Source organism: Pseudomonas sp. FW305-70 (genome assembly GCF_058783925.1).
The window spans coordinates 1-8,689 of record NZ_JBYSYZ010000079.1 but is presented as its reverse complement, the minus strand read 5'-3'; the positions used below and the strand labels follow the sequence as shown (position 1 = coordinate 8,689).

Here is an 8,689-nt window from a genome sequence, read left to right as displayed (position 1 = left end):
GCTCAATCAATTCCCCCGCTTTTGCGCAATGCTGTTCAGTCAAGCGAGAGTGATCCACTGTAGGAGCGAGCTAGCTCGCGATGGTCGTTAACGATGCCGCGTGTTTACTGACTAAACGCGGCGCTCTTGAGTCCATCGCGAGCAAGCTCGCTCCTACAGAATCCCTAACTGAACAGCATTACGCTTTTGCGGGGTTTTTCCTGTTTGTCGACCGGTCGTCAAAAGCCGCTCATAAAGCTCAGAAATTTCAGCATCTTAGGAACTTTTCATAAACCTGCAACTTGCATGCAGTGTTTGTGCATCTCGTGCATTTTGCATGATTCCGAAAATTAGCTGATTTTATAACTTGTTGATTTATAAGGTTTTATCCTTGGTTTCAAAGTTGGCACAGCGTTCGCAATATCCTTGGTAACCCTGCCGACAAGACACCCGGCAGACTTTCCGAAAAACAGGAGTTACTCGTATGAAGAAGTTCGCTATCACTGCCGCTGCTGCTACCGCGCTGACCCTGACCATGGCCAACGCCGCGTTTGCTCAAACCACCCAGGCAACCCAGTCGCCAATGGTGCTGGCTGCCGGTGAGATGACCGAAGCGAAAGAAGCTACTTCCGATACCTGGATCACCACCAAAGTCAAAGCTGACCTGATGACCGAAAAAGGCATCCCAGGTAGCGACATCAAGGTTGAAACCAACAAAGGTGTGGTATCGCTGTCGTCGACCACCGCCGTGACCGATTCGCAAAAGGAAATGGCTGTGGCCATCACCAAAAAAATCAAAGGCGTCAAGGCGGTCTCCGCTGACGGCCTGAAAGCCGAGTAAGGCAAGACTTCTCGCCTGGACCGGGAGACGGCGCGACAGACGAGCCGAGTCATACGTCTGTTGCAACCTGAGTGTTCATGCGAAGGGCCAAACGGATATTGGCCACCACAGGCCCCGCGCATTTTTGCCGGGGCCTGTTCTATGTGGTGCGCCGTAAACAATTGTGGGAGCGGGCTTGCTCGCGAAGGCTGACTGACATTCAACACATGCGTTGAATGAAAAACCGCTTTCGCGAGCAAGCCCGCTCCCACATTGAATCGTGGTTAATCAATTGCCACGTTTGCTGGTGATCTGCTTCAGCCGATTACCTTCGAACCGCAAGTATTGATACATGCCGCCATTCGGTCCGTAGGTCCATTCCTCGACCTGAAACTCCTCGCGCCGGTCTGCACTGCGCTTGTAACCCAGCAGGTCGCGACTCACCGGTTCACCGCATTTCTGCACCACCTCACTCGATCGATCACCGACGCTGATCAATTGGCTGCCGCAGCGCAGGGTATCGGCCGCCCAGGCCTGGCTGGCGGATAGCGCCAGGACCAGGCTTGCCAGCCGCCGCATCATCACTCGGCATCCAGATGCATCGGTGTCACCACGCGGCCGTCACTTTGCGCTTCGCCCAGATTGGCGTCGATGAAGTACACCCGCTGATCTTCCAGTTTGGCCTTGTCGACCAGGTAATCCTTGATGCTGCTGGCGCGCTCCTGACCCAGTTGACGCAACAGTACGTCACTGGAGCTCCAGAACTTGATCACCTCGGCGCGCATTTTCGCGGTGCGCTCTTCCTTGCCCAGGTCCTTCCATTCGGCAGGGGGCTGGGTTTTAAGGCGGGTGCGGTAGATACCTTCGAGCAACGGGCCTTTTTCCCCGTCCGGCACTTCCAGCAACGAAGCCTGGGCCGGAACCTTGTCCCCGCGGCGCTGGAGCATCTTGTAGTAGTTGTACTGGTATTCCCGTTCCAGGCGTTGTTCGGCGATCAGCGGGCCATCGCTGCTCTGGGCGGCAGTGCCTTCGATTTCCAGGCGCAGGGCCGGGCGTTCCTTGAGCGCCTTGGACAGTTTGTCCAGGGCGCCTTCGGCGTCCTTGCCCAATTCGCTGGAGCCTGCCGCGAATGAAACGCTGCCCAGGTCTTCCGAACCGCCACCGTTGACCAGCCCGCCAATGAGTTTGAACGGCGCCGCTGCGGCTTTGACGATCAGGTTGCGCAGGGTCTGCCAGATAATCGGCATGACGCTGAACTGAGGGTTGTTCAGATCGCCGGTGACCGGTAGTTCGATGGAGATCTTGCCGTCGACGTCCTTGAGCAAGGCAATGGCCAGTTTCAGCGGCAGGCTCACGGCATCCGGGCTGTCGACTTTTTCACCCAGTTGCAGTTGCTCGACCACCACTTTGTTTTCGGCTTTGAGCTGCCCCTTGGTGATCTGGTAATGCAGGTCGAGATTGAGCCGGCCCTTGCGGATACGGTAGCCGGCGAACTTGCCGGAGTAGGGGGTCAGCGTGGTCAGTTCCACGCGTTTGAAGCTGGTGGCGATGTCGAGGCTGGCCATCGGGTCGAACGGATTGACCGAGCCCTTGATGGTCACCGGCGCGTAGCGGTCGACCTTGCCCTTGACGTCGACACTGGCCGGTTTCCGCTGGCGGCTGTCGATGGTGCCGATCTGCCCGTTGAGTTGCTGGACGGCGGTGGCGAAGTTCGGGGTCAGGCTGAAGTCGGCGAAGTTGGCCGAACCGTCATTGATGAAAATGCCGCCGATGTGGATGCCAAGAGGTTTTTCGTTGCTTGTCGGTTTGCTCGCTGCCGGTTTTGCCCCGGAGTCCGCCGGTTGCGCAATCAGCAGATCGTCGATGTTGGTGGTGCGATCATCGTTGATCATGAAACGCGCATAGGGCTGGAACAGGTTGACCTTGTCGATCGACAGGCTGTCCCCATGCTGATAGTTCAGGCCTTCGACCACGACCTGTTGCCACTTGAGGAAGTCGCGGGTTTTCAGGGTGTCCAGGGTATGCAACTGATCGACCTGGGCGCGACCGGTGACGTTAAAAGCCAGGGGTTCGGTGCTTTGCAGGTTGACCGCCAGATCGCTGCCGAGCATGCCGCTGCGCAGTTCCAGGCGAATGAAGGGCGTGATGTAGGACTGGGCAACCCGCAGGTCGATGTCTCTGGTCTGGACCTTCAGTCTGGCGCTGACCGGGGCCAGATTGACCTCGCCGTCGGCCATGATCTTGCCTTGCTTGCCCACGCCGGTATCGAGCTTGAGGGTAAAGGGCGAGCCGTTGAGGCTGTCGAAGTTTTGCAGGTCGAGGTTCAGCGGAGCCAGGTCCAGGGCGACGGCAGGCTGCGCCTTGCGGTCAGCCAGATGCACCTTGTAGTCGCGCAGTTGCACATCCTTGAGCAGCACCTGCCAGGGTTTGTCGGGTGCGCCCGGTTCGGGTTTCGGTGAGTCTGCCGCCGCCGGAGTGCTGGCCGGTTCGGCATCCGCCTTGGCTTTGGCGGTGGCTTTTGACGGTTGGCTGGCGAACAGTTTCTGCCAGTCGAGTTGGCCGTCCGGTTCCAGCGCGGCCCAGGTTTCCAGTTTGTGGCTGCGGATCTTGCCGACCACCACCTGCTGTTTGGCCAGGTCCACCGTGGTTTCGCTGACGTCCAGGCGCTCAAGCTTTACCAGCGGCCGGCCATCCGGCGCCTTGATCGCGAAGGGGGCGACAGTGACCGCTACATTGCTCAACAGCAGCTCGGTTTCCTTGGACAGACTGAGTTTGTAGTCGGTGCTGATGCTCATGACGCCGTTTTCGAGGTCCAGTGGCACGGCATCGCGCACATAGGGCCAAAAGGCTTTCATCTTGCCATCAGTGATTTTCAGCTTACCTTCGGAGGCGATCGGGATCAGGCTGAAATTACCCGTCCAGTCGATCTGTCCGCCATTGGGGCCGACGGCCACCAGGGTCATGTCGGCACTGTCATCGGGCAGGGTGCTGAGGTTCTTCAGCTCGAAATCGAGGGTGTCGTAGAGAAACTCGATAGGCTCGCTGGGCCGGGCGTCTACAAAGTGCAGGGCGCCGCCGGCCAGCTTGATGCGCTCGATGCGCAGCGGAAACGGCTTGGCGTTCGGGTCTGCGGGCGTGGGTTCGCTTGCTGGCAGTTTGAACAGCCCGAGCAGATTGAGTTTGCCGTCCTTGCCGAACAGGATTTCGGTCTTGGGCTTGTCCAGTTCGACATCGGACAGGTGCACCGCCTTGGTCCACAGGCTGTCGAGTTGCAGATCGGCGTACAAACGTTCGAAAGCGACCTGCTCCTTGCCGGGCTCGCCGATGTTCAAGCCCCAGAGGGTCAGTTCAAGGCTGAACGGATTGAACTCGATCCGCTGGATCGTGGCGGGGGTGGTGGCGTAGTTGGCCAGTTGCTGGTTGGCAATGCGCAACGCCACACCCGGTAAAATCAGAAAACCCAGCAAGCTGTAGAGAGCCAGAGCAGTCAACAAGGCGCCGATGGCGCGAATCAATCCTTTGTACATGTGCGGCTTCATCTGTCTGAATCGGAGTGCCTTGGAGTATGGCACGCGTTTCCGGTTCCGAAGTGATTGAACTGTCGAGGAAGTTTCAGATTTCCCCCACAGCTGTCAGAGCTGCAGAATCAGGGTTTTCAGCGGTGGTTGCTGATCCATCGACGGAAAGTCGGCGCCTGGTTTCATCACGCTCCATTCACGCACCGGCCGCCCGGCCTTCTCCGCACAACGCAAAACCTGCTCGCGCCAATCGTCCATGCTGACTTTCGCCAGGTTGTTGCAGCAGATCAGCACGCCGTTGTCGGCGGTGGTCAACAAGGCCGGCTTGAGCAGGCTCTGATAGTCGCGCAGCAGGTCGACGGTGCCGAATGCGCTCTTGGCCCAGGCCGGAGGGTCCAGCAGCACCAGATCGTACTGGCGCTGTTCCAGGCGCTGATAGCTCGGCAGTTTTTGCCCGCGGCGCTGGCTGATCGGCAGGCCGGCCAGTTGGCGAATGGCCGGAAAGTAGTCGGACTGGATAAATTCCATGGTCGGCAACTGCGGGTTGAGTTGGCCGTTCTCGCGACCGACCGCCAGATTGCCTTCGGCGAAGTCCAGGTTGCACACCTCGCGCGCACCGCCGGCGGCGGCACTGAGGCCGACACCACAGGTGTAGGCGAACAGGTTCAGCACGCTTTTGTTTTTGCTGTGATCCTTGACCCAGCCGCGGGTGTTGCGCAGGTCGAGGAACAGCAGCGGGTCTTGTCCGGCATGGCGGCCACGCACCCGATAGTTCAGGCCCCATTCGTGGCCGACCAGGTCTTGCAGGGCGGCCTCGTCGGCGCGGTAGACGATGTCTTCGCGATCGATGCGCGAGTTGCCGCGGGAGCGGTCGTTGTAGACCAGCAGGGTTTCAAAACCCAGGTATTGGTTGATCGCGACGTGCAGTTGCAGCAGCGCCTCGCGCTCCAGCGGCTGGTGGAAGCTCTGTACCAGCAATTGCGGGCCGTAGCGGTCGATGGTCAGGCCACCGGCACCTTCCTGGCTGCCGTGGAACAGGCGATAGCAGTCGGTGCCCTGCTGGTGCAGTTCGGCGAGCAGGTCCTGGCGTTGATCGAGGGCGGCGCGCAGCGCCTGATTCAAGGAAGACATGCTGGGCGCCTTGCAGGAGAGAATTGGGCGCGGGAGTTTAACAGTTTTGGCGTGGGACCGAGGCGCTGCCTTCGCGAGCAAGCCCGCTCCCACAGGTAGATCACACCTGTTGCGCATGACATAAAACCTGTGGGAGCGGGCTTGCTCGCGAAGCTTTTGATTTTATTCTTTCTAAGTAATTCCCATCCGTCGCTTCGCCCGATGCACCGATCCATTACGCACCGCCCAGCGCAGCATTGGCGCGCTGCGATTGACGCTGGCGCGGATCAGCTTGCGTTGCAGCGGGTTCTGGCTGACGCCGAGCATGTCACTGGCCCAATCCGGCAGCAGATCGATCCCCGCCTGCATCATCAGCCCGCCGAACGGCTTGGCCAAACGACTGGGAGAGGGGGCGTTCAACAACAGGCGCAGCACCTCGCGGCTGCGCTCGTCGCACAGCAGTTGCGGGCGCATGCGCTCAAGGTAGTCGGCAATGGCCTGTCGCGAACGGGGCACATCCCGGGCACCGAGACGCTCGGCGACCAAGGCGATCTCTGCGTAATAGCGATCCTGATCGGCTGGGGACAGATGCGGGTTGCGATAGCGTAAATGCGCGGCGAGGAAGTTGCTGACCTCGGCGACGTGCACCCAGGTCAGCAGATCGGGATCGCTGGCGGCATAGGGGCGTCCATCCGGCGCCGTGCCGGTCACCTGCAAGTGAATGGTGCGAACCTTCTCGATCAACCAGTCGGCGTCTTGCCGCGAACCGAAGGTGGTGCCGGAGATGAACTGCCCGGTGCGGCGCAAGCGACCGAGCATGTCCTCACGAAAATTCGAATGGTCCCAGACCCCGGCCAATGCCAGCGGGTGCAGGGCCTGCAGCATCAGGGCGCTGATGCCACCGATCAGCATGCTGCTGAAATCGCCATGGACTTGCCAGCTCACCGAGTCCGGTCCGAACAGCCCGGGGTCGCCCTTGGGGTTTTCCAGGTCGAGCTTGCCAAGGGACAAACCGGTCAGGCTCATGATCTGGGTTTCGATGCGGGTGCGGATGAATTCCATGGCGACTCTGTAGGAGCGAGCTTGCTCGCGATGGTCGTTAACGGTAACGCGTTTTTCCTGAATACACGCGGCGCGCTTGAGTTCATCGCGAGCAAGCTCGCTCCTACAAAGGCACGTTATTGATTCAGGCGTTTGTCGATCAGGCCCTGCACCACGCTCGGGTCGGCCAGGGTCGAAGTATCGCCCAGGCTGTCCAGTTCATTGCAGGCGATCTTGCGCAGAATGCGCCGCATGATCTTGCCTGAGCGTGTTTTCGGCAAGGCTGGCGCCCACTGGATCAAGTCCGGTTTGGCGAAACTGCCGATTTCCTTGCCGACCAGGGCCAGCAATTCCTGCTTCAGTTCATCGCTGGTTTCGACGCCGTTCATGGGCGTGACGAAGACATAGATGCCCTGGCCCTTGATGTCGTGGGGGTAACCGACCGCAGCGGCCTCGGCGATGCTGTCGTGCAGCACCAGGGCGCTTTCCACTTCGGCGGTGCCGATACGGTGGCCGGACACGTTGATCACATCGTCGATGCGCCCGGTGATCCAGTAGTCGCCATCTTCATCGCGCCGCGCGCCATCGCCGGTGAAGTAGTAACCGGGATACGGCTTGAAATAGGTGTCGACCATGCGCTGCGGGTCGCCATAGACGCTACGGATCTGCGCCGGCCAGCTGGATTTTATGGCCAGTACGCCGCTGCCGGCGCCTTTGATTTCCTTGCCTTGCTCGTCGAGCAGCACCGGCTGCACGCCGAACATCGGTTGTGTGGCGCAACCGGGCTTGATCCGTTGGGCGCTGACCAAAGGGCTGAGCATGATGCCGCCGGTTTCGGTCTGCCACCAGGTATCGACGATCGGGCAACGCTCTTCGCCCACCTCATGGAAGTACCACTCCCACGCTTCCGGATTGATCGGTTCGCCGACCGTACCGAGTAGTCTGACGCTGGCGCGGGAGGTTTCCTTCAACGCGGCGGGCCCTTCGCGCATCAACGAGCGCAGGGCCGTCGGGGCGGTGTAGAAAATGTTCACCTTGTGCTTGTCGATCACCTGCCAGAAGCGCGAGGTCGTCGGGTAGCTCGGCACGCCCTCGAAGATCAGCGTGGTCGCGCCGTTGGCCAGCGGACCGTAGACGATGTAGCTGTGGCCAGTGACCCAGCCGACGTCGGCGGTGCACCAGAAAACTTCGCCATCGCGGTAATCGAGCACGTACTTGAAGGTCATCGTCGCTTGCAGCAGGTAGCCGCCGGTGGTGTGCAGCACGCCTTTGGGTTTACCGGTACTGCCGGAGGTGTAGAGGATGAACAGCGGGTCTTCGGCGTCCATCGGCTCGGGCGGGCAATCGGTGTTGGCTTCGCGCAGGGCCTGCTGGTACTTGATGTCCCGTCCTTCGACCCAATTCACCTGTACGTTTCTGCGCTCGACCACCAGCACGGTGCTCACGTTCGGGCAGCTTTGCAGCGCCTTGTCGACGTTCTGCTTGAGTGGCACGGGCCGGCCGCCGCGCACGCCTTCGTCGGCGGTGATCACGGTGCGGCAGTCAGCGTCGAGGATGCGGTCGCGCAAGGAGTCCGGGGAGAAACCGCCGAACACCACCGAGTGCACTGCGCCGATGCGGGTACAGGCAAGCATGGCGTAGGCTGCCTCGGGAATCATCGGCATGTAGATGCACACGCGGTCGCCTTTTTTCACGCCACGGCTTTTCAGCACGTTGGCCAGGCGGCAGACGTTTTCATGCAGTTGTTTGTAGGTGATCGATGTCGAGTCGGCAGGGTCGTCGCCTTCCCAGATGATGGCGACCTGATCGCCGCGTTTCTCCAGGTGCCGGTCGATGCAGTTGTAGCTGACATTCAATTGCGCACCGGCAAACCAGCTGGCCTCGCCGGTCTTCAGGTTGTAGCGCTGGACGGTTTCCCAGGGCGCGCTCCAGTCGAGAAAACGCGTGGCCTGTTCGGCCCAGAAGGTGCTGGGGTGTTCAATGGATTCGCGGTACAGGCGCTGATAGTCGTCTTGACTCAATTGTGCAGCCCGGCGGACGGCATCGGCGTTGGGGAACTTGCTGATATCGAACATGACGGTTCCTTATTCTTGTTTTGCGACAAGGATAAAGATGCGCCGAGAGGTCCATGGGTTCAAGTCAGATACAAAACAACTGTGGGAGCGGGCTTGCTCGCGAAGGGGCCGGCACAGTCAACAAGGTTGTTGAATGTACCGGCCCC

6 protein-coding genes are annotated in these 8,689 nt (G+C 60.1%); 1 reads left to right on the top strand and 5 read right to left on the bottom strand.

Translation table 11 applies throughout. The annotated features are described in order from the left end of the window. The first annotated feature begins 463 nt into the window (after positions 1-463). Positions 464-820: a BON domain-containing protein gene (locus tag AC3WN7_RS28395; RefSeq protein WP_056728649.1), complete on the top strand. Its 357-nt coding sequence runs from the start codon at positions 464-466 to the stop codon at positions 818-820. 267 nt (positions 821-1,087) lie between these two features. Here AC3WN7_RS28395 and AC3WN7_RS28390 read toward each other — a convergent pair whose 3' ends face one another. The 5 genes from AC3WN7_RS28390 to acs all read right to left on the bottom strand — a co-directional run bounded on the left by AC3WN7_RS28390 (position 1,088) and on the right by acs (position 8,543). Beyond that, positions 1,088-1,381 (bottom strand): DUF2845 domain-containing protein, encoded by a 294-nt coding sequence (locus AC3WN7_RS28390; protein ID WP_007970547.1) that lies wholly within the window; start codon positions 1,379-1,381, stop codon positions 1,088-1,090. After that, positions 1,381-4,338: a DUF748 domain-containing protein gene (locus AC3WN7_RS28385; RefSeq protein WP_102675826.1), complete on the bottom strand. Its 2,958-nt coding sequence runs from the start codon at positions 4,336-4,338 to the stop codon at positions 1,381-1,383. Before AC3WN7_RS28385 ends, AC3WN7_RS28390 begins: the two co-directional genes overlap by 1 nt. A gap of 93 nt (positions 4,339-4,431) precedes the next feature. Further along, a complete protein-coding gene (locus AC3WN7_RS28380) occupies positions 4,432-5,448 on the bottom strand; it encodes a class I SAM-dependent rRNA methyltransferase (RefSeq protein ID WP_102675825.1) in 1,017 nt (338 codons plus the stop codon). Between the two features lie 171 nt (positions 5,449-5,619). Beyond that, on the bottom strand, positions 5,620-6,489 hold the full coding sequence (locus AC3WN7_RS28375; RefSeq protein ID WP_102675824.1) for an oxygenase MpaB family protein: 870 nt from the start codon (positions 6,487-6,489) through the stop codon (positions 5,620-5,622). A gap of 116 nt (positions 6,490-6,605) precedes the next feature. Further along, a complete protein-coding gene (acs, locus tag AC3WN7_RS28370; RefSeq protein ID WP_102675823.1) occupies positions 6,606-8,543 on the bottom strand; it encodes an acetate--CoA ligase in 1,938 nt (645 codons plus the stop codon). Positions 8,544-8,689 lie beyond the last annotated feature (146 nt).